This is a genomic window from Flavobacterium sp. AED (assembly GCF_000812945.1).
Taxonomy (GTDB): Bacteria; Bacteroidota; Bacteroidia; order Flavobacteriales; family Flavobacteriaceae; genus Flavobacterium.
The window spans coordinates 103,590-124,296 of sequence record NZ_JSYM01000005.1 but is presented as its reverse complement, the minus strand read 5'-3'; the positions used below and the strand labels follow the sequence as shown (position 1 = coordinate 124,296).

Annotated in this window: 20 protein-coding genes; 6 read left to right on the top strand and 14 right to left on the bottom strand. The window is 31.9% G+C overall.

Annotated features, from left to right (window positions below; translation table 11 throughout):
* The first annotated feature begins 49 nt into the window (after nt 1–49).
* From OA85_RS14895 to OA85_RS14880, 4 genes are all read left to right on the top strand, one after another.
* Nucleotides 50–1,411 carry an exonuclease domain-containing protein gene (locus OA85_RS14895; RefSeq protein ID WP_039110619.1) on the top strand — a complete coding sequence of 454 codons (1,362 nt, stop codon included), beginning with the start codon at nt 50–52 and terminating at the stop codon, nt 1,409–1,411.
* 26 nt (nt 1,412–1,437) lie between these two features.
* A complete protein-coding gene (locus OA85_RS14890; RefSeq protein ID WP_039110618.1) occupies nt 1,438–2,271 on the top strand; it encodes an ion transporter in 834 nt (277 codons plus the stop codon).
* A gap of 157 nt (nt 2,272–2,428) precedes the next feature.
* Nucleotides 2,429–3,346: a tRNA (adenosine(37)-N6)-dimethylallyltransferase MiaA gene (gene miaA / locus OA85_RS14885; RefSeq protein ID WP_039110617.1), complete on the top strand. Its 918-nt coding sequence runs from the start codon at nt 2,429–2,431 to the stop codon at nt 3,344–3,346.
* 57 nt (nt 3,347–3,403) lie between these two features.
* Complete coding sequence (locus OA85_RS14880; protein WP_039110616.1) at nt 3,404–4,144, top strand: acyl-[acyl-carrier-protein] thioesterase; 741 nt, start codon at nt 3,404–3,406, stop codon at nt 4,142–4,144.
* A 90-nt stretch (nt 4,145–4,234) separates the two neighbouring features.
* Here OA85_RS14880 and OA85_RS14875 read toward each other — a convergent pair whose 3' ends face one another.
* From OA85_RS14875 to OA85_RS14820, 12 genes are all read right to left on the bottom strand, one after another.
* Nucleotides 4,235–4,951, bottom strand: coding sequence for a response regulator transcription factor (locus OA85_RS14875; protein ID WP_039110615.1), 717 nt, complete (start codon nt 4,949–4,951; stop codon nt 4,235–4,237).
* A gap of 4 nt (nt 4,952–4,955) precedes the next feature.
* Nucleotides 4,956–6,539, bottom strand: coding sequence for a sensor histidine kinase KdpD (locus OA85_RS14870; RefSeq protein WP_039110614.1), 1,584 nt, complete (start codon nt 6,537–6,539; stop codon nt 4,956–4,958).
* 59 nt (nt 6,540–6,598) lie between these two features.
* Nucleotides 6,599–7,195: a dephospho-CoA kinase gene (gene coaE, locus OA85_RS14865; protein ID WP_039110613.1), complete on the bottom strand. Its 597-nt coding sequence runs from the start codon at nt 7,193–7,195 to the stop codon at nt 6,599–6,601.
* 1 nt (nt 7,196) lies between these two features.
* Complete coding sequence (locus tag OA85_RS14860) at nt 7,197–8,195, bottom strand: glycosyltransferase family 2 protein (protein ID WP_039110612.1); 999 nt, start codon at nt 8,193–8,195, stop codon at nt 7,197–7,199.
* Between the two features lie 127 nt (nt 8,196–8,322).
* Entirely contained in the window at nt 8,323–9,513 is a 1,191-nt protein-coding gene (gene fabV / locus OA85_RS14855) for an enoyl-ACP reductase FabV (protein ID WP_039110611.1), read from the bottom strand.
* A gap of 91 nt (nt 9,514–9,604) precedes the next feature.
* Nucleotides 9,605–11,257, bottom strand: a complete 1,653-nt coding sequence (recN, locus tag OA85_RS14850; protein ID WP_039110610.1) for a DNA repair protein RecN — start codon at nt 11,255–11,257, stop codon at nt 9,605–9,607.
* 53 nt (nt 11,258–11,310) lie between these two features.
* Nucleotides 11,311–12,195: a DUF4835 family protein gene (locus tag OA85_RS14845; protein WP_039110609.1), complete on the bottom strand. Its 885-nt coding sequence runs from the start codon at nt 12,193–12,195 to the stop codon at nt 11,311–11,313.
* On the bottom strand, nt 12,188–13,399 hold the full coding sequence (gene coaBC / locus OA85_RS14840) for a bifunctional phosphopantothenoylcysteine decarboxylase/phosphopantothenate--cysteine ligase CoaBC (protein ID WP_039110608.1): 1,212 nt from the start codon (nt 13,397–13,399) through the stop codon (nt 12,188–12,190). Before coaBC ends, OA85_RS14845 begins: the two co-directional genes overlap by 8 nt.
* A gap of 8 nt (nt 13,400–13,407) precedes the next feature.
* Nucleotides 13,408–13,725, bottom strand: a complete 318-nt coding sequence (locus OA85_RS14835; RefSeq protein WP_035671643.1) for a DNA-directed RNA polymerase subunit omega — start codon at nt 13,723–13,725, stop codon at nt 13,408–13,410.
* A gap of 8 nt (nt 13,726–13,733) precedes the next feature.
* Nucleotides 13,734–14,528 (bottom strand): outer membrane protein assembly factor BamD, encoded by a 795-nt coding sequence (locus OA85_RS14830; protein ID WP_039110607.1) that lies wholly within the window; start codon nt 14,526–14,528, stop codon nt 13,734–13,736.
* A gap of 131 nt (nt 14,529–14,659) precedes the next feature.
* Complete coding sequence (gene dapA, locus OA85_RS14825) at nt 14,660–15,547, bottom strand: 4-hydroxy-tetrahydrodipicolinate synthase (protein ID WP_039110605.1); 888 nt, start codon at nt 15,545–15,547, stop codon at nt 14,660–14,662.
* Nucleotides 15,548–15,553: 6 nt separating this feature from the next.
* Complete coding sequence (locus OA85_RS14820; RefSeq protein ID WP_039110603.1) at nt 15,554–16,072, bottom strand: hypothetical protein; 519 nt, start codon at nt 16,070–16,072, stop codon at nt 15,554–15,556.
* A gap of 47 nt (nt 16,073–16,119) precedes the next feature.
* Between OA85_RS14820 and OA85_RS14815 the strand changes: the two genes are divergently transcribed.
* Both OA85_RS14815 and OA85_RS14810 read left to right on the top strand, forming a co-directional pair.
* Entirely contained in the window at nt 16,120–16,929 is an 810-nt protein-coding gene (locus OA85_RS14815) for a 5'-nucleotidase C-terminal domain-containing protein (protein WP_039110601.1), read from the top strand.
* A 140-nt stretch (nt 16,930–17,069) separates the two neighbouring features.
* On the top strand, nt 17,070–17,981 hold the full coding sequence (locus tag OA85_RS14810; RefSeq protein ID WP_039110599.1) for a bifunctional UDP-sugar hydrolase/5'-nucleotidase: 912 nt from the start codon (nt 17,070–17,072) through the stop codon (nt 17,979–17,981).
* Here the strand turns inward: OA85_RS14810 and OA85_RS17780 are convergent.
* Both OA85_RS17780 and ligA read right to left on the bottom strand, forming a co-directional pair.
* Nucleotides 17,967–18,659 (bottom strand): lysoplasmalogenase family protein, encoded by a 693-nt coding sequence (locus tag OA85_RS17780; protein ID WP_039110594.1) that lies wholly within the window; start codon nt 18,657–18,659, stop codon nt 17,967–17,969. The genes OA85_RS14810 and OA85_RS17780 overlap by 15 nt on opposite strands.
* Nucleotides 18,649–20,652 carry an NAD-dependent DNA ligase LigA gene (ligA, locus tag OA85_RS14800; protein WP_039110592.1) on the bottom strand — a complete coding sequence of 668 codons (2,004 nt, stop codon included), beginning with the start codon at nt 20,650–20,652 and terminating at the stop codon, nt 18,649–18,651. The genes OA85_RS17780 and ligA overlap by 11 nt, the downstream gene beginning before the upstream one ends.
* Nucleotides 20,653–20,707 lie beyond the last annotated feature (55 nt).

Below are 20,707 nucleotides of genomic sequence, written 5' to 3'. Positions count from 1 at the left end.
TTACTGCTAAAAAACTGATTACTAAAAACGGAACACTGAAGACTAAAATTTGTACGCAATACTCGACATAGAAACCACTGGAGGACAATTCAACGAAGAAGGAATCACTGAAATCGCCATCTATAAATTTGATGGTCATGAAGTTGTGGATCAATTCATTAGTTTAGTCAATCCCGAAATTCCAATTCAGCCTTTTGTAGTGAAACTGACTGGAATTAATAACGCAATGTTGCGCTCCGCTCCCAAGTTTTTTGAAGTAGCCAAACGCATCATCGAAATGACAAATGATTGTGTTATTGTCGCTCATAATGCTTCCTTTGATTACAGAATATTAAGAACCGAATTCAGACGATTAGGCTATGATTTTGAAGCAAGAACGCTTTGTACAGTCGAATTGTCAAAAAAATTATTACCGGAGCAACCATCCCATAGTTTAGGAAAACTGGTTCGTGCCCTTGGCATTCCAATGGCTGATAGACACCGAGCTAGTGGTGATGCATTGGCAACAGTGAAATTATTCAAAATCCTTTTGGAGAAAGATTTAGAAAAAGAAATTGTCAAAGATTTCATTAAACTAGAAATTGAAAAAGGAATTGCTCCCAAATTATTAGACATTGTTGCAAGTTTACCCGCAAAAACCGGAACGTATTATATTCATAACGAAAAAGGGAATTTGATTTATATTGGTAAAAGCCGAAATATCAAAAAACGCATCAACCAACATTTTACTGGAACTTCTATTAAATGCAAAAAAATACAAGCCGAAGTTTTCACAGTAACATACGATGAAACCGGAAGTGAACTAATTGCTCTTTTAAAAGAAAGCGAAGAAATAAAAGTCAATAAACCAATTCATAATCGGGCACAAAGAAAGAGCATTTTCCAATTGGCTTTGTATGCCGAAAAAGACGAAAAGGGATATCTCAATTTGAAACTTCAAAAAGCAGACGGCCGAAAAAAAGAAATAACTTCGTTTACTTCATTACAAGAAGGAAAAAATGCGTTGTTCAGAATCACTTCCCATTACAATTTATGTCAAAAATTAACGGGTTTGTATGCTTCTAAAACAAACTGTTTTCAATACACTATAAAAGAATGTGATGGTGCTTGCATTGGGGAAGTTTCTGTTGAAGAATACAACGCAAGAGTTCAGGAATTTATAGATAAAAACAGTTTCGAAAATCAAAACATGGTCCTTGTAGACAGAGGAAGAACCATCAACGAGCGCAGTGCGGTTTTAATCGAAAATGGGATTTACAAAGGATATGCTTTTTATGATTTAAATTACCAAATTAACAATATCGAAATCCTTAGAAACATCATAATCCCAATGCAGAACAATCGTGACACTCGAAATATTATTCAAAGTCATGTCCGGAAAAGTAAAACGCTCAAAATTATACGATTTTAATCATATTCTATTAATTCACAATAAATATGAAAACAATAAAATCAAGATTTGATGATTTTAGACAACAAACCAATATTGTAATTTACGGGACGAATACAGCCTCCGGACGATTATTTGACCTCGTTCTTTTAGGAATTATTGTGCTGAGTGTCTTCATAGTTATGCTGGAAACAGTCAAAGGTTTTGATATAAAATACCATCATGAACTTATTATACTGGAATGGATTATCACCATTTTCTTTACTTTAGAATACGTACTTCGAATTATATCCCTCAAGAAACCATTAAAATACATTTTCAGTTTCTATGGCATAATTGATTTGATAGCCACTTTACCCATGTATTTGTCCTTGTTTTATTTTGGAACAAGCATATTAACAATTGTCCGCGCACTACGATTACTGAGATTATTCAAGATTTTGAAACACCCACAATTCTCCAGTCAATCTACTCACTTGAAAGAAGCCTTGATTGCCAGTAGGGGAAAAATATTGATTTTCATTTACTTTATGCTAATCAGCAGTATCATAATAGGTTCTTTAATGTATGTCGTTGAAGGAAAAGAAGGTGGTTTTACCAGTATTCCTATTAGTATCTACTGGACTATAGTAACACTCACGACAGTAGGCTATGGAGACATTTCTCCAATAACGCCATTAGGACAAGGCATTGCATCATTAGTAATGATAATGGGCTATGGCATTATCGCGGTCCCAACGGGAATTGTCACAGCAGAATTTGCTAACAATTTTCATAAAAAAACAGTGTCTGGTAAGATTAATCCTTGTCCGAATTGTGGAACAGAAGGGCATAATTATAACGCAAAACACTGTTACCATTGTGGTGCAGTTTTAAAATAATACTAATTTGAAGCAATTCCAGCTGTACACTGCAACTCCTCGTTATTCAAGTTGTTTTTCTAAGGCATAAAAGGAGCTTCCTTTGGTCGCTCTTTTACACCAAGAAAAAATAACTTTCCTAACTCCGGGGTTTTCGTTTCCATCTGGGCTAAAAAATATGAAATACTTAATAACCATTATCGGACCAACGGCTATAGGAAAAACTTCCTTGAGTATAGTATTAGCCAATTATTTCAAATGTGCTATTCTTTCCTGCGACAGCCGACAGTTTTTCAAGGAAATGACTATTGGGACGGCTGTACCAAGTGAAGCAGAATTGGCGGCAGCACCACATCATTTCATCCAAAACAAATCCATATTCGAAAATTACACCGTAGGTGATTTTGAGAAAGAAGCCATTGCCAAACTCAATGAATTATTCTTGACGAATGATTATGCGATTCTGGTTGGTGGTTCAGGATTATACGTAGATGCAATTCTGAAAGGTTTTGATGAATTTCCCGAAATTGACGCTGTAGTACGTGCTGAAATAACCGCTAATTATGAAAAATTAGGAATTGGATATTTACAACAAAGACTAGAAACGCTAGATTCCGATTATTATAAAAGCTTGACAATCGAAAATCCTCAAACTTTGCAAAACCCACAACGAATGATGCGTTTTGTGGAAGTATGTTTGGGTTCTGGAAAACCGTATTCTTCTTTTTTAAACCAGAAGCAAAACACGCGTAACTTTACCCCTATTTTAATTGGCTTAGAAGCCGACAGAAAAATAATTTATAACCGAATCAATCAACGTGTTGACATCATGATGAACGAAGGACTTTTGGCGGAAGCAAAAACAGTATTCCCAAATAAAGAGTTGAATGCCTTACAAACTGTAGGTTATAGAGAATTATTTAGTTATTTTGACAGAGAAATATCATTAGAATTTGCCATTGAAGAAATAAAGAAAAACACCCGACGGTTTTCTAAACGACAACTCACTTGGTTCAAAAGAAATGAAAATACTAAATGGTTTGATTTTGAAACTCCATATGAAGTTATTGTTGATTATGTAAATTCAAAAAAATAAAACTTAAATAAAGCAATCAATTTCAAACTGCTTTCTTAATAATTAAAAGTCACAAATATGCCCATCTCTCCTAACTTCACATCCATTCTAAGCAAAGATTGGGAAATCAATTTTACACAATGTGCACCAAATGGTTTTTTAAAATATACTGATTTGTGTAATATTTTGCAGTTAACGGCTGCGGCACATTCAGAAATTGGTGGGATTAGTTTTTTGGATATGCAAGAATTCAACCAAGCTTGGGTTTTGAGCAGAATGCGTGTTGAAATTACTAAATTACCCAAATGGGGGGATCTTGTAACTGTAAAAACGTGGATCAATTCACTAGAAAATTCCCGTTCTGTGCGTGCTTTAGAAATGCATGTGAATGGCAAGAAAATTGTAGGTTGTGAGACTTTCTGGGCTGTTTTCAACACTAAAACCCGCAGACCGGAAGGATTAGCTTTACCGTATGAACATTTTGAATTATATCCTGAAAAAAGAGCCACTCAGGAAGGTTTTTCTAAAATAAACTTCAATCATGAAAAAGAGATCGTTTTTGAAAAAACAGTATTCTTGTCCGATTTAGATATTGTAAATCATGTCAACAATGTAAAATACCTTGAATGGTGTTTAGATTTAGTTGACGAAAAATTAATTCTGAATCAAGAGATTAAAAGTTTTGAAATGAATTTCTTAAAAGAATTATCTTTAAAAGATAAAGTAATCATTCATGAAAATATTTCTGAAAATGAAACCATTTTCAGTATTACGAAAGAAGATAAAACCAGCTTCGCTTTACAATTAAATTGGAAATAGAATAAATTTATTATTTCAACAAACCCCTTAAGCAAACTGACGAAATAAATAACTCCCAAAAAAAAGCTCCGATTTCTCGGAGCTTTTTTTTTATACTGCTGTTTTATTCTTAACAACTAATCGGAATCCTTCACCATGAATGTTCAAGATTTCAACATCTTCATCCAGTTTCAGGTATTTTCTTAATTTAGCGATGTACACATCCATACTTCTTGAAGTAAAGTAGTTATCATCTCTCCATATTTTTGTTAAGGCTAATTCTCTTGGCATCAAATCATTTTCATGAAGAATCAACATTTTTAATAATTCATTCTCTTTTGGAGATAATTTAATTGGTTCCTCATCTGCAAAAGTTAAGAAACGAAGTTTAGAATTCAAATGGAATTTACCAATATTAAATTCAAATTGTACTTGTTCCGCTTTGGTATCAGAAGATTTTCTTTGAATGATGGCTTTGATTTTCATTAACAAAACTTCAGAATCGAAAGGTTTATTCAAATAATCATCGGCACCTGCTTTATATCCTTTCAATACATCCTCTTTCATAGATTTAGCAGTCAAGAAAATAATAGGCACTTCATTATTCTTTTCTCTGATTTCTTTAGCTAGTGTATATCCATCTTTATATGGCATCATTACATCTAGAATACACAAATCATAAGTATCTTTTTTGAACTTTTCAAATCCTTCCATTCCATTTTTAGCCAAAGTGACATCGAAATCATTTAGCATTAAATAATCTTTTAGTACTGCACCAAAATTAAGGTCATCCTCCACTAAAAGTATTTTTTTATTTACATTTTCCATATTCCTAATTTATTAATGGTAATTTTATTATGAAGGTACTTCCTTTTCCCTTTTCACTTTCTACATAAACTTGACCGTTATGGTCTTCAACTATTCTTTTTACATACGCTAAACCGAGTCCGTGCCCTTTAACATTATGTATATCTCCTGTATGTTCTCTATAAAATTTTTCAAAGATTCTTTTTTGAGCTACCTTACTCATCCCTAAGCCATTGTCTCTTACTTTTATAATAACCATATCTTTTACATTTTCAGTAAACACGTCGATTATTGGTGTATTTGGAGAATATTTTATGGCATTTTCTAAAATATTTACAAGCACATTCGTGAAATGAACATCATTTATTAAAACGGTAGTTCTATTGGCATCAAAATGACTAGTAATAGTTCCTTCTCTATCTTCTAATATCAAATTAACATGTTCAATAGCATCATTAATTACATCATGGATATTATTAGAATCTTTATTAATATCCAATTCTTTTTTCTCCAGTTTAGAAATCCTTAAAACATTCTCAACCTGTGCGTGCATTCGTTTATTTTCATCCCTAATCATTTGGAGGTACCTAAAGACCTTCTCTTTATCATCAATAATTTTTGGATTTTTAATGGCATCCAAAGCCAAATTAATAGTCGCAATAGGAGTTTTAAACTCATGTGTCATATTATTAATAAAATCTGTTTTAATTTCAGATATATGACGTTGACGAATCAATTGGTTCAAAGCACTTGAATATGCGATGAGAATAATAAGCGTAAATATGATTGATAGTATAGTTATACTAACGAGATCTGACAATAAATATTTCTTTTTATGAGGAAAAGTAACCAATAATTGGTATTTACTATTTCCTTCATTGTCAGTAAATATTGGAATAGAATATGTGGCGTTTTTGTCATATTTAAAATCTTTAGATTTTATTTTAGTCGCCAAATTATTATTATAAATTCCGAACTCAAATTTGGTATTAACACCATATTCTTCTAATTCTTTTTTGATGAGTTTATTTAATATTTCTTTTGAAACCCTTTCTTCAAGAGGCATTGCCGAAGCAATATCTTTAAAGAAAATTTCAAACTGTGCATTATCTAAAACATCTAAATTTCCAGATTTTTCAATTCGAACATCAGGTATCAAACTTTGTTGAACACCTGGATTATCAATATTATTATTGTTATAAACTTCGGTAACACGTTTAGAATTAAAACTCTTAAACCTTTCGCTATCAAATTTTTTATCAAAGAACGTTGACGAAATATTGTAATCTTCAGATATAATACTATTTGAATATATTATTGTTTTATTCGTTCTAGGATTTTTTTGAACATAATAAAATTCTAATAAATCATTTTTTTTAGGAATCTTTCCTGTACTGTCTTTATAATGATTGTATTTATCATAAAAACTATAAGCCTCTTGCTGCTGAAGCTTATCTGCCACATTACCAATAACTTGCTTAACATGAAATTTAAATTGTTCATCATTATTCTTAAATGAGGTATTAAACCAATACACCTGAACAAGAATAATTCCTATCAGGGACAAACTCATCAACAATACAAGCAATCTAAAAAAAAGTTTATTCATCGAGACAAATTTAGTATTTTAACAATATATTAAATAATACATTAACCAAAGATTAACATCTAAGACACATTTTGTTTAATCTTTAAAATTTTAAGAATTTTAAGAATTTCTGTTTTTACAGCTTCAATAGAAGTATTTTCAATAACAAAATCACTTTTCAAAATACGCTGATCATCAGTCCATTGCGAATTTATTCTTTTCAAAACAAGTGCTCTAGTCGTTTTATCTCTGTCAATAACTCTTTGAATCCTTGATTCTACTGGAGCTGTGACACTTATAATCACATCACAATCTTTATAACGACCACTTTCAAATAAAATAGCAGCTTCATAAATAACGTAAGGATTATCTTTATGCTTCAAAATCCATTCATCAAAATGTTTTTTTACGGCGGGGTGAACAATTTTATTGAGTTGCTCTAGTTTTTCAGGATTACTAAATACAATTTCGGCCAATTTTTCTCGATTCAAAACTTCATTTTCGAAAATAAAAGGTCCAAAACCCTTTTTAATTGCATCAATAATTTCTAATGATTGCATAATTTCTCTGGCCTCATCATCAGCAATATAAACTGGAATGCCATATGATTGAAAAATAGTAGCAATAGTAGTTTTACCACTTCCAATACCCCCGGTTAAACCAATTATTTTTGTCATATTATTTTTTGAAAAATAACTCCGGAAAAGCTTCTTGTGGTTTTTGTTTCAGAATGATGATTTTTATAAATGATTCCAAAAATCCAGTTCCATAACCATAAAATTGTTTCCAAACAGCTATTAAAGATAAATATCCTATTTTAAAACTTTTATTTTGGAAAGAAGACACCAAAAATAGTACCAAAAAATAAACAAAATACAACTGCAATAGCTTATCAAAATTGAAAACCAATAATACTGATGAAGTAAAAAATCCTATTATAAAAACCGAAGGAAAGAAAAAAGTTAATTTATTGTATTGTGGATACCAACTATTAAGAATGGGTCTTGCTTTACCAAATTTATTCACCTGAACGGAAAATTTATCCCAATCAATCCTTCTTTTGTGATACACATAAGCTTTAGGAAAAAGTTTGGTCTCAAAACCTAAATTCCACAAACGAATTGATAAATCCGGATCTTCCCCAGGATGTATATTTCCAAAACCTTTGGAAGCCTCAAAAGCTTTTCGAGACAATCCCATGTTAAAACTTCTAGGCTGAAACTTGTCAATTTTTTCAGAACCACCTCTAATGCCACCTGTCGTAAGAAAAGATGTCATCGCAAAATTGATTGCTTTCTGAATATCCGAAAAACTGTCTAAAGCTTTATCCGGACCTCCAAAACAATCTACATAATTCTGCTTTAAGGCATTTTCAACTTCATTTAAATAAGTTGCGGGAATAATGCAATCTGAGTCAAAAATAATAAAGTAATCTCCTCTAGCCTTTGTCATTCCATAATTTCTAGAATCTCCTGGACCTGAATTTTCTTTAAAATAATAAGAAATGTCCAGTCTGTCACCATATTTTTTAGCAACATCCTTACAAGGTAAAGTGGAACCATCTTCAATAATAACAATTTCAAAAATTTCGTTGTAAGTTGAATGAGACAAACTTTCTAAAAGTTCATCAACTTCGTCAGGACGATTGTAAACTGGTATAATCAGGGAAAATAACATAAATTAAGAATGTGGTATTAAAGATGTTTTTTAGACTCAAAAAATTTTAACAAATATAATCTTTATCCATAAAAAAACCATCAACTATTAATTGATGGTTTTATAAATATTTAATTTAGTAATAGGATTACCCAATACTTTCGATGTTTACCACTTCGTTTGCATCTGCTTTATAATCTACTCCTTGAACATCAAAGCCAAATAGATTGTAAAAATCTTTTCTGTATCCTTCTAAATCACCTATCTCAGATAAGTTTTCGGTAACAGCCTCAATCCATAATTTAGCTACTTTTTCTTGAACATCAGGACGCATTTCTAAATCGTCAATACGGATTCTTCCTTTCTCATCTACAGGAACATCATTTCCAGTATATAGTCTTTCTTGGTATAAACGTTGAATTTGCTCAATACAACCTTCATGAATTCCTTCTTCCTTCATTATTTTGTACAATAAAGAAATATACAATGGAATAACAGGAATCGCAGAACTTGCTTGAGTTACTAATGCTTTGTTTACAGAAACAAATGCTTTCCCATCAATATCGGCTAAACTGTCAGTGATAGCAAATGCTGTCGCTTCAAGATGATCTTTAGCACGACCTATTGTACCTTTTCTATAAACTGCCTCAGTCAATGATGGCCCAATATAAGAATAAGCAACGGTTGTAGCTCCTGGTGCCAATAAATTCTCCGCTTTTAAAGCATCAATCCACATAGCCCAATCTTCACCACCCATTACGGCAATTGTATTTTCAATATCATCTCCACTACATGGCTCAATAGAAATTTCGGAAACTTTTCCCGAATGAAAATCAACAGTTTTGTTTGTAAAAGTACTTCCAATTGGTTTCAAAACAGAACGATGCATAACACCAGTAACCGGATGAACACGAACAGGGGAAGCTAAACTATAAATAATTAAATCAATTTGACCTAAATCAGCTTTGATAAGATCTAATGTTTGTTTTTTTATTTCATTAGAAAATGCATCTCCATTGATACTTTTTGCATATAATCCTGCTTTATGAGCTTCATTTTCGAAAGCTGCAGAATTATACCAACCTGGTGAAGCCGTTTTGCCTTCAGAAGGTGCTTTTTCAAAAAATACACCAATCGTTGCTGCATTAGAACCAAAAGCACTTGTAATTCTGGAAGCCAACCCAAAACCAGTTGAAGCTCCAATTACTAAGACTTTTTTAGCCCCATTAATATTTCCTTTTGATTGTATATATTCTATCTGATTTTTAACATTTTGTTCGCATCCTTTTGGGTGAGATGTCGTACAAATAAATCCTCTCATTCTAGGTTCTATAATCATATTTGGTTATTCTTTAATTTAATTTTTTGTATAATTGTTTGTAAGCTTTCGCAAAATGCTTCCTAAAAGGGAACAAATATAAAGCAAAATATTAGTTCAACAAGGCTTTTGCGTGATTTAAGGCTGATTCAGAAACGATTGTTCCTGATAACATTTGTGCAATTTCTACAACTCTATCTTCCTCGTTCAACAACTTTAATTCCGATTGTGTATCATCCCCAACAGTCGATTTAAACACTTTGAAATGCGCATTTCCTTTTGCAGCGATTTGAGGTAAATGCGTGATGGCAAAAATTTGCATCTCCTGACTCATTTCCTTCATGATTTCTCCCATTCTGATGGCAATCTCTCCGGAAACACCCGTATCAATTTCATCAAAAATTAGTGTTGGCAATTTTGAATATTGCGCTAATATTGCTTTAACAGCCAGCATAATTCTAGACATTTCTCCACCGGAAGCCACTTTTTTCAATAAACCAAAATCAGTTCCTTTATTTGCCGAAAATAAAAACTGAAGTTCATCTTTTCCATTTTGAAAATACGTTTCACCAGCATTAATATCGATATTGAAACGGACATTAGGCATTCCTAACGTTTCTAAAATCAAAATCAACTTTTGAGATAAAACCGGAATAGATTCTAATCTATTATCATGAATTATAGTCGACATGGCATCTAATGTCGTTGTTTTTTGTTCAATCGAATGCGTTAATGCTATAATTTCTTCTTCAATATTACCTAATTCTAAAACTGAATTTTCTAAGTTAGTTTGAATTTCAAGCAATTCATCTACCGTAGTAACCTGATGCTTCTTTTGCAAATTAAAAATAACCTGCAGCTTTTGGCTAATTAAGTCCAATTGCTCCGGATCATTAACCAGTTTTTCCGAACAGCGATTCATCTCCTCTGAAATATCATCAAACTCAATCGTTACGCTTGCAATTCTTTCCAGCAAAGAATGATAATCTGTTGAAAAAGGAGCTATTTTCTGTAATGCAATTTTAATTTCTTTCAAATTATTCAAGACTCCTATTTGTTCTTCATTGGCAATAGCCAAAGCTTTATCGATAGACTCTTTAATAATCTCCACATTATTCAACTTCTCAAAATCAGCTTCAAGAGTTTCTTGTTCTCCAGATTTTAATTGAGCAGCAACCAATTCATCCAATAAAAAAGTATTGTATTCCTGTTCTTTCTTAGATTCTGTTTGTTTTTTCAGTAGCGAATTCAATTTGGATTTGTCTGATTTATAGCTTTTCAAAAGCGATTGGTAATCCAAAATCGTTTCTTTATTATTGGCAATGGCATCAATAATATCGAACTGAACATTTTCATCCGAAAGCTCTTGAGTTTGCTGTTGCGAATGAATATCAATTAAGAACAAACTCAATTCCTGAAGTTCCTGAAGATTTACTGGACTGTCATTGATAAAAGCCCTGGATTTACCTGAAGGCAGGATTTCCCGTCTAATTATAGTTTCATTTTCATAGTCCAAATCATTGGCATCAAAAAATGGCAACAAATTATACTTTGAAATTTCAAAATGAGCTTCAATGATGCACTTTTCTTCCTTATTTTTCAAAGAAGTTAAGTCGGCTCTTTTTCCTAAAACCAGTCCTAATGCTCCTAAAATTATTGATTTACCAGCACCCGTTTCTCCAGTAATTGTTGAGAAACCTTTTGAAAAATCGATAGTCAATTTTTCTATTAAAGCATAGTTTTTTATCGAAAGTGACGTTATCATTTATATGTTATTTGTTATGAGGAGTTGGAATTAAACTAGAAATTGAAAAACAATTAATATTTTATAAGCCCCCATTTACTTGAATTCAGAGGAGAAATTTTATTCAGATTATCGACTAAATCTGATATAGTAATACTTGGTCCACCAGAAAATATAGAAACTATTTCATCAGATTTAGCATCAAAAAAGACACGTGTTAAAAACGCATTAGGTCTTGAAGCATTTAATTTTGACAGATTAATTAAAGATACTTTTATTTTTTCTTTCGAAGCTTTTAAATCTTGACTCATCAAGTCTAATCCGGTATGATAGTCATACACGGTTTGTCTGACTTGTTTAAATGCAGGTGATAAAATATCGTTTATCAAAAAATATCGATTTTGATTTCCATCCGTTTGCCCCCATCCTTTAGACCCTCCTTGTTGTGCCACATTTGAAATATTTTGAGCTATTTCAAAATTTGGATTTCCAGATTCCAAAACAAAAGTATCCGAATCCATTCCTAAAATTACATAACTATAAAAAGCAATTACAGAAACTAAATTAGAATCGAAAGTTGTTGGATTAAAAATTAAATTTTCGAACTCCGTATATCTAAAACTAAAGTCTTTATCATTAAAATTTAGTACTGGAGATGCGTAGGAAGAATTAAAAATAGGTCTTGATGATTGTACCTGAATAGTGGCAGTAAATTGATCTGAACTATTGGATGAAACGGTAATATACATCGAGCAATTAATCTTTTCGTTTTGTTTGAAAGTCTGCCCTGTCCAATCCGTTTTATTTACAAATTCACTTATTGATGTTTCCAGCGTCTTAAAAACTTGCTGATTTGCATTAGTTAATTTTTGTGCATTTACTGTCACAGTACAATTTAACTGTTGCGCTTGAGATAGCCCAAAAGTCAGTAGTAAAAGAAAAGTAATTATTTTATGCATAAAAGTGTGCTATTACTTTGTTTAATATATCATCCGCAACTGCTTCTTTTGATTTTAATTCCATTGCTTCAATCGAAAAAGACTTGTCTATGAAAGTAACTTTATTTGTTGCCTTTCCAAAACCGGCTCCTTTATCTTGCAATGAATTTAGAACTATCAAATCTAAGTTTTTTTTCTGAATTTTCAACTTAGCATTTTCAATTTCATTTTCTGTTTCCAAAGCAAAACCAATTAAAAACTGATTTTTTTTACTTTGTCCTAATGAAGCTAAGATATCTTTTGTTTTCTCCAGCTCAATAGTGAAATCATCTGCATTCTTTTTTATCTTTTGCGAAGCTACATTTTTAGGCTTATAATCCGCTACTGCAGCAGCAGCAATAGCAACATCCACATCAGCATAATATTGATGACAGGCATCATACATTTCCTGAGCAGAAACCACTGGAATCACTTTTATTAATGGATTCGCAACTTTACAATGTGTAGGACCTGTAACTAATACTACTGAAGCTCCCAGATTTGCAGCACTTAAGGCAATATCAAAACCCATTTTTCCTGAAGAATGATTTCCTATAAAACGTACAGGATCTATTGCTTCGTATGTAGGACCGGCAGTAATTAATATTTTTTTTCCTTTTAAGGGCAATCCGCTTTCTATATCAGCTTCTATAAATGCAACAATATGTTCCGGTTCTGCCATTCTTCCTTCTCCTGAAAGTCCACTGGCTAATTCTCCACTTTCAGCAGGAATTATAGTGTCTCCAAATTCAGTAAGTGAGAAAAAATTAGCAACGGTGGATGGATGTTTGTACATATCCAAGTCCATTGCCGGTGCATAATAAACAGGGCATTTTGCCGATAAATACGCTGCAATCAAAAGATTATCACAAGTACCATTTGCCATTTTTGACAAAGTATTTGCAGTAGCTGGAGCAATAACCATCAAATCAGCCCAAAGTGCCAATTCAACATGATTATTCCATTTTTCATTCTCGTCGTCTTGATTGTAAAAGCTAGAAAATACAGGATTTTTAGATAACGTAGATAACGTTAATGGAGTTATAAAATCCTTAGAAGCAGGTGTCATTATCACTTGGACATGTGCACCTGCTTTTATGAAAAGTCGTACTAACGAAGCTGTTTTATAGGCTGCAATTCCACCAGAAATACCTAGTAAAATTTTCTTACCGTTTAAAACTGACATTACTACTATTACTTATTTGAATCTCTGTGGTAGATTTTACCATCTAACCATTCTTGAACTGCTAAAGCGTGAGGCTTAGGCAATTTTTCGTAAAATTTTGAAACCTCAATTTGTTCTTTGTTTTCAAAAACTTCTTCAAGACTGTCATTATATGTAGCAAATTCTTCTAATTTCTCAGTCAATTCTTTTTTGATTTCAGAATTGATTTGGTTTGCTCTTTTAGCCATAATGGTTATCGCTTCATACACGTTACCAGTAGGTTCTTCAATAACATTCTTGTTGTATGTTATTGTATTTACTGGAGCATTCGTCTTTTTTAAATCCATGACTTTATTTATTTAGTAAATTTTTGTAAATCTTTATCAATCCTAGCGAACATTTCGTCTGCTTTCTTTTTGTACTTTGTATTGGCATCAAATTTTACTAAATTTGAATGTGCCACTTTTGCAACATTTAATCGCTCTTCCATTTTTGCTGGAATACTATTGATTGCCAGTTGATAAGCTGAATCATATTTGTAAAACAAGGCATCTTCCTTGAATTTTGTTCCAGGATAATCCGCTATAAAATTATCAAAAGCAACTATCGCTGATTTATAATCTGAAATAGTATTATATCCTTTTGCATTTTCATAAACTTTCTTCTCTATTTTATCACTTAGCACTTTTAAAGTTGCATTTGCTTCAGCTAAATATTCTGAATTAGGATAAGAATCAATAAAAGATTGTAATTTATCTATCGCTTTCACAGTATCTGCCTGATCTAAGCTGTAAGCCGGTGATAACTTAGAATAACTCTTAGCACCTAAATAGGCAGCTTCCTGAATTTTTTCACTTTTTGGGTAACCAGAAACAAAACTTTCAAATTGATATCCCGCTAAATAATATTGTTTGGTTTTATAATAGGACTGAGAAAACATATAAAACAATTTTTCTGCTTGAGGTTTCCCTCTGTATGCCGGAGCAATTTGCTCAAAAAGACGAATTGCTTTTGAATATTTACCAGCATCATACAATTTAGTAGCTATATCAAATTTTACAGCAACATCTTCGGTTTTTAGTGCTTTTTGATATTCGTTACAAGAACTAAAAAGTGCAACAAGAAGCAATAGAGATATTATTTTTTTCATTTTTTTACTTTTTTTACGATTCCATAGTTGTATTCAACCTACAGAAAATCATACCGAAGTTTCGGTGGCAAATTTAGTTATTAATTTAGCTACTACAAAATATATTTTTGCATAAAAAAAGACACTGCTTTTTACGCTTGTTTATTCATTTTTTCAACAAATTGACCAATTCTATTAGCCAACGATTCATCAACATTTACCAATGGTAGACGAACTGTATTTTCAGCGATTCCCAGTGATAGAAACACTTGTTTGATTCCTGCAGGATTTCCCTGCTCAAAAATCATATCGATACAATCTGATAAAAGGTATTGCGTTTTGAACGCTTCATCTACTTTTCTATTTAAACCCAATCGAATCATTTCAGAAAATTCTTTTGGAAAACCTTGTCCAATTACGGATATAACGCCAGATCCTCCTGCTAAAACAATAGGTAAAGCTATCATATCATCGCCAGAAATTACAAGAAAATCCTTTGGTTTATTTTTCAATATTTGCATTGCTTGAACAATATCACCAGCCGCTTCCTTGATAGCAACTACATTTTTAAAATCATTTGCTAAACGCAAAACAGTTGATGGCAACATATTACTTGCTGTTCTTCCTGGAACATTATACAGGATTACAGGAATCGGAGAAGCTTCAGCAACAGCTTTAAAGTGTTGGTAAATCCCTTCTTGGGTTGGTTTATTATAATACGGAGAAACCGAAAGTATAGCAACAAAATCTGATAAATCTCTAGTTTTAAGCTCGTCTACGACTTTCATTGTATTATTACCTCCAACGCCTAATACCAATGGCAATCTTCCATTATTAGTTTCTATTACCGTCTTGATAACTAATTCTTTTTCGTCTTGGGACAATGTTGCATTTTCAGCAGTTGTACCAAGTACGACAAGGTATTCAATTCCATTATCAATGGAAAAATTAACAATTCTTTTTAATGCTTCAGTATCAATTGAAAAATCTTCGTTAAATGGCGTTACAAGGGCAACACCTGTTCCTATTAATGATTGCATATTGGATTATAATTTGTTTAATATTTTTAAATATCTAAATAATTCATGAATGAAAACTTTATAATTTTCGGCATTGGTATTAATCATCAAATGATTCAATCTTTTGTCTATTGATGAAAACCCAACTTTAAATAATGCTTTTGAATTGTGAGTAGCAACCATTAAAATTGCTTTTTCAACATCATAATAATTGATTAGCAAATCAAAATTTTCGTTTACAAAATCATTTACCTGTGAATCAGTTATCTCCCCTTTCCAATTGAGATGTTTTGCTCCAAAAGCAGGATACGGATGCGCATCGCTTTTTTTAAATTTGTCTTTGTAAACAATAACTTTAATATTGTCTGCTGCAATTCCGTTTGCAATTAACTCATTTATCAAGGCTTCTTTTTCCGAAAAATAACTAGCATCTATAAGTAAACCTACAGTTTGTATCGAAGTTGAAAGCGAACTGCTTTTAACATTATGCAAGCTGTTTTTTAATATTTTTTTTACAGAAAAATCCTTTATGTAATTTAAAAACATATTACTTTTACTTGTTTACAAAATTAATTAATTAAGTCGCATTTGAAATGGTAAATCTAAAAAAGTATAACGATGTTTTAAAACTTTTTGTTATATTCTTAACATTTGTTTTTATTACTTCCTGTAGTAAACAAAATTATTACGTAACAAAGATAGAAGGCAAAAGAATCCCAATTGCTGAAAAGGAAAACCAAGCTACTGACCCGAAACTAGATAGCGAACAAACAAAGTTAATTGAAAACTTTATCAAACCCTACCGCGAACACATTAATAAAGATTTAGACAGCGTTCTGGCGTATTGTCCGGTCACTTTAGATAAAAGTTCCGGCAAATGGCAGACTACTATTGGAAATTTACTGGCTGATGTTACTTTGATGCGAGGCAACTTAGTTTTTAATGCCAGAGAAAAAAAGAATATTGATATCTGTTTACTGAATCATGGCGGTATTCGTTCTATTCTTCCAAAAGGAAATGTAACCAGCAGAACCGCTTTTGAAATTATGCCTTTTGAAAACAGCATGGTTGTCATTGCTTTAAAAGGAGCCCAAATTTTTGAATTAGTTGATTATTTTATAGCCGAAAAAAAACCACATCCTTTATCTGGAATGACTTTTACAATTGACAAAAATAATGCAGCCAAAAACATCTTAGTGCAAGGAAAACCAATTGAAAAAGACAAAATTTATTATGTGGGTACCAATGATTATTTATCCAATGGTGGTGACAATATGAATTTCTTCAAAAAAGGCGTTCAGAAATATGTTTTAGATTATAAATTACGAAATATTCTGATTGATTATTTTAAAGAAGTGGATACCATTCCTGTTGTAAATGATGTCAGAATTACTGTTGAATAAAAAAACATTCTGTTTTAAAAAAGAAAATAGTTCCATAAACATATAGCCCTAGCCCTGATGAAAGCAACATCCTTTATGTTTTTTCTTTAAAAACATAAAGATATAGCGGACAGCAGGAAATAGCTTCAAAAAAAACAAAAATGAAAAGAAGAGATTTTATCGAAAAAACAGCTGCAAGTACCGCTTTATTGAGTTTGGGATTGCCTTTGACCAGCTTTACAACTTCGGAAACGAAACACTTGACGATTCTACATACAAATGATGTTCACAGTTATATTGATCCTTTTCCGGCAGATCATCCCAAAAATCCAAATATGGGAGGTGTTGTACGAAGAGCGTCTCTTATAGAATCAATCAGAAAAGAAAATCCAAATGTGCTGTTGCTTGATGCCGGTGATATTTTTCAGGGAACGCCGTATTTCAATTATTATGGAGGAGAATTAGAATTTAAATTGATGAGCATGATGCAATATGATGCTTCCACGATAGGGAATCATGATTTTGATAATGGCGTTGAAGGTTTGTATGCACAAATGCCTCACGCTAAGTTTGAATTCTTATCAGCAAACTACGACTTTAAAAACACGGTGATGGATGGTTTTGTAAAACCGTATAAGATATTCAATAAAAATGGAATCAAAGTTGGGGTTTTTGGTCTTGGAGTTGAACTCGACGGATTAGTGGATAAAGCAATGTACAAAGAAACTGTTTACAACAATCCTGTTGAGACGGCACAAGATATGGTTCGAATTTTAAAAAAAGAACAACAATGTGATTTAGTGATTTGTCTATCGCATTTAGGATATAAATACAAAGACGAGCCCAATAAAATTTGTGATTTAAAACTAGCGGAACTGACGCAAGATATTGACTTAATAATAGGCGGTCACACCCATACTTTTCTTGATAAACCAACTATTGCAAAAAATCTTGTGGGTAAAGAAGTTTTGGTAAACCAAGTGGGTTGTTATGGAATTAATTTAGGTCGAATTGATTTTTATTTGGACAATAACAAACAGAATACATCTAGAGGAACATCAATTATTGTTTAATTTATTGACAGATTTGTCATTTGCAATAAAGTAATTTACCATAAAAAAATAAGAAAATACCTGAGTTGCCATTTCGATTAGACTAAAAACGGAAAGCTTTAGATAAAATCCATTTAGAACATAAAAAATATCAGAGAACATAAAAAAAACTGACATTAGAAGTAAATTTAGAAAAGCAAAAGTACCTTTTACAATGTAATTAACAACAGATATACAAATCAACGTACTTAATACAATACTATAAATTACAATAATTGAAAAATCAGTTTTCATTTTCTCAAATTGTAAACTCAAAATTGTAGTCGATAAAATAACCAATGTAATTATTACAATTATCAATGATAAAATAGCTATTCTATCAAACTTTGTTTTTTTTAAGCCTTTAAAAAGATGAAAGATCAATAGCACATAGACAATCAAAAAACTCAGTACAGAACCGATTTCTGAATCATTATAGTTCATCAAAATAAAAACATCTCCAATAAAAGAAAAAAGAAAAATCCCCGCTTTAATTATATCAATTTTGTAATTATTTGTGGTTAAATAATAAATAAAAATTGAGGGGACAACAATAGATTTTGCATAAAGTACCAATGATTCCTGACCTAGCAAATCAAATAAAATAGTCAATATACAAGCTAAAAAATAAAGTATGAGTGAAGGTGTACTAGCTTTCATTAATCAGTTTCATAAAATCATCTTCAGAAATTATAAGGATATTTAGCTTATTGGCTTTTTCCAATTTAGCTGGCCCCATATTATCTCCCGCAACAACATAATCGGTTTTCGCAGAAATAGAACTTCCCACTTTGCCTCCGTTATCTTCAATGGCTTTTTTCAAATCATCTCTTGAAAATTTCTCAAAAACGCCTGAAACCACAAAAGTTTTTCCAGAAAGTTTTTCCGTGGCATTTGGGTTTATTTTCTCAACAATTTCAAATTGTACGCCATGTTTTTTTAATCTTTCAATGATAATTCTATTTTCTTGGTTTTCGAAAAAGTCAATTACACTTTGCGCAATACGGTCCCCTATTTCATCCACCAAAATCAAATCCATCAATGTAGCCTGACTTAATGCATCAATATTTTTATAATGCTTCGCTAATTTCTTAGCCACCGTTTCACCGACAAATCGGATTCCAAGAGCAAACAAAACGCTTTCGAAGGGAATGTTTTTAGAATTTTCTACACCTTTCACTAAATTTTCAGCAGATTTTTGAGCCATTCTTTCTAAAGGAAGAATTTGTTCAACCGTCAATTCATATAAATCGGCATAATTATGAACCAGTCCATTATTAAAAAGCAACGCTACCGTTTCTCCGCCAAGACCTTCAATATCCATTGCTTTTCTTGAAATAAAATGCTGAATTCTTCCAATAATCTGTGGAGGACAACCATAAAAATTAGGGCAATAATGATTTGCTTCACCTTCGCTTCGCACTAATTCTGTATGGCATTCCGGACAATGGGTGATGTATTTTGTTGGTTCTGTATTATCTGGACGTTTACTTAAATCAACCGCAATAATTTTAGGGATTATTTCCCCTCCTTTTTCTACAAAAACAGTATCTCCTACACGAATATCTAATTTCTCAATTTGATCAGCGTTGTGTAAAGAAGCGCGTTTTACTATGGTTCCTGCCAATTGCACTGGCTCTAAATTAGCTACTGGTGTAATTGCTCCAGTTCTTCCTACTTGATAAGAAATAGAATTTAATTTTGTTGAAACTTGTTCTGATTTGAATTTATAGGCAATTGCCCAACGCGGAGATTTGGCTGTAAAGCCCAATTCATCCTGGTAATTAAAAGAATTTACTTTTACTACAACACCATCCGTTTCATACGGAAGATTATGTCTATGTGTGTCCCAATAATCTATAAATTCGAAAACTTCTTCTAGATTATGAGCCAGTTTTGCTTCTTTAGGCGCTTTAAATCCCCATTCCCTAGCCGTTTCTAATCCTTCATATTGTGTTTTAAAAGGCAGATTATTTCCAATTAAAAAATACAACAAACAATCCAACGGTCTTTTTGCAACCTCGGCGCTGTCCTGTAATTTCAAACTTCCCGAAGCTGTGTTTCTAGGATTTGAATACGGTAATTCACCAATTTCTATTAAATCCTGATTCATTTTTTCGAAACCGGCAAAAGGTAAAATGATTTCACCACGTACATCAAATGTATCAGGAAAATTTCCTTTTAGCTTAAGCGGAATTGATTTTATGGTTTTAATATTATTAGTAACATCATCTCCTTGAAAACCATCACCACGAGTAACTGCGCGTTTTAATTTTCCGTTTTCGTAAGTTATACTGATTGATGCCCCATCATATTTTAATTCGCAAGTATATTCTAATGGAACTTCTCCGAGAACTTTTTGAATCCGTTTTTCCCAATCAACTAATTCTTCTTTAGAATAGGAATTATCAAGAGAATACATTCGGTGTTCGTGAGGAACAGTCTGGAAATTTTTGGTAATTGTACCACCTACTCGTTGCGTAGGGGAATTTTCATCAAAATATTCTGGATATTTATTTTCTAAATCTTGGAGTTGCTTTAATTTTAAATCAAATTCATAATCAGAAATTATTGGTTTATCCAACACGTAATAATTATAATTGTGCTGATTTAATTCCTCTCTTAAAGTTTGAATTGTATTTTGAATATCCATAGAAAATAAAAATTGGCTATTTTAGTTTTTGAAAAAGTGTACTAAAATAACCAAA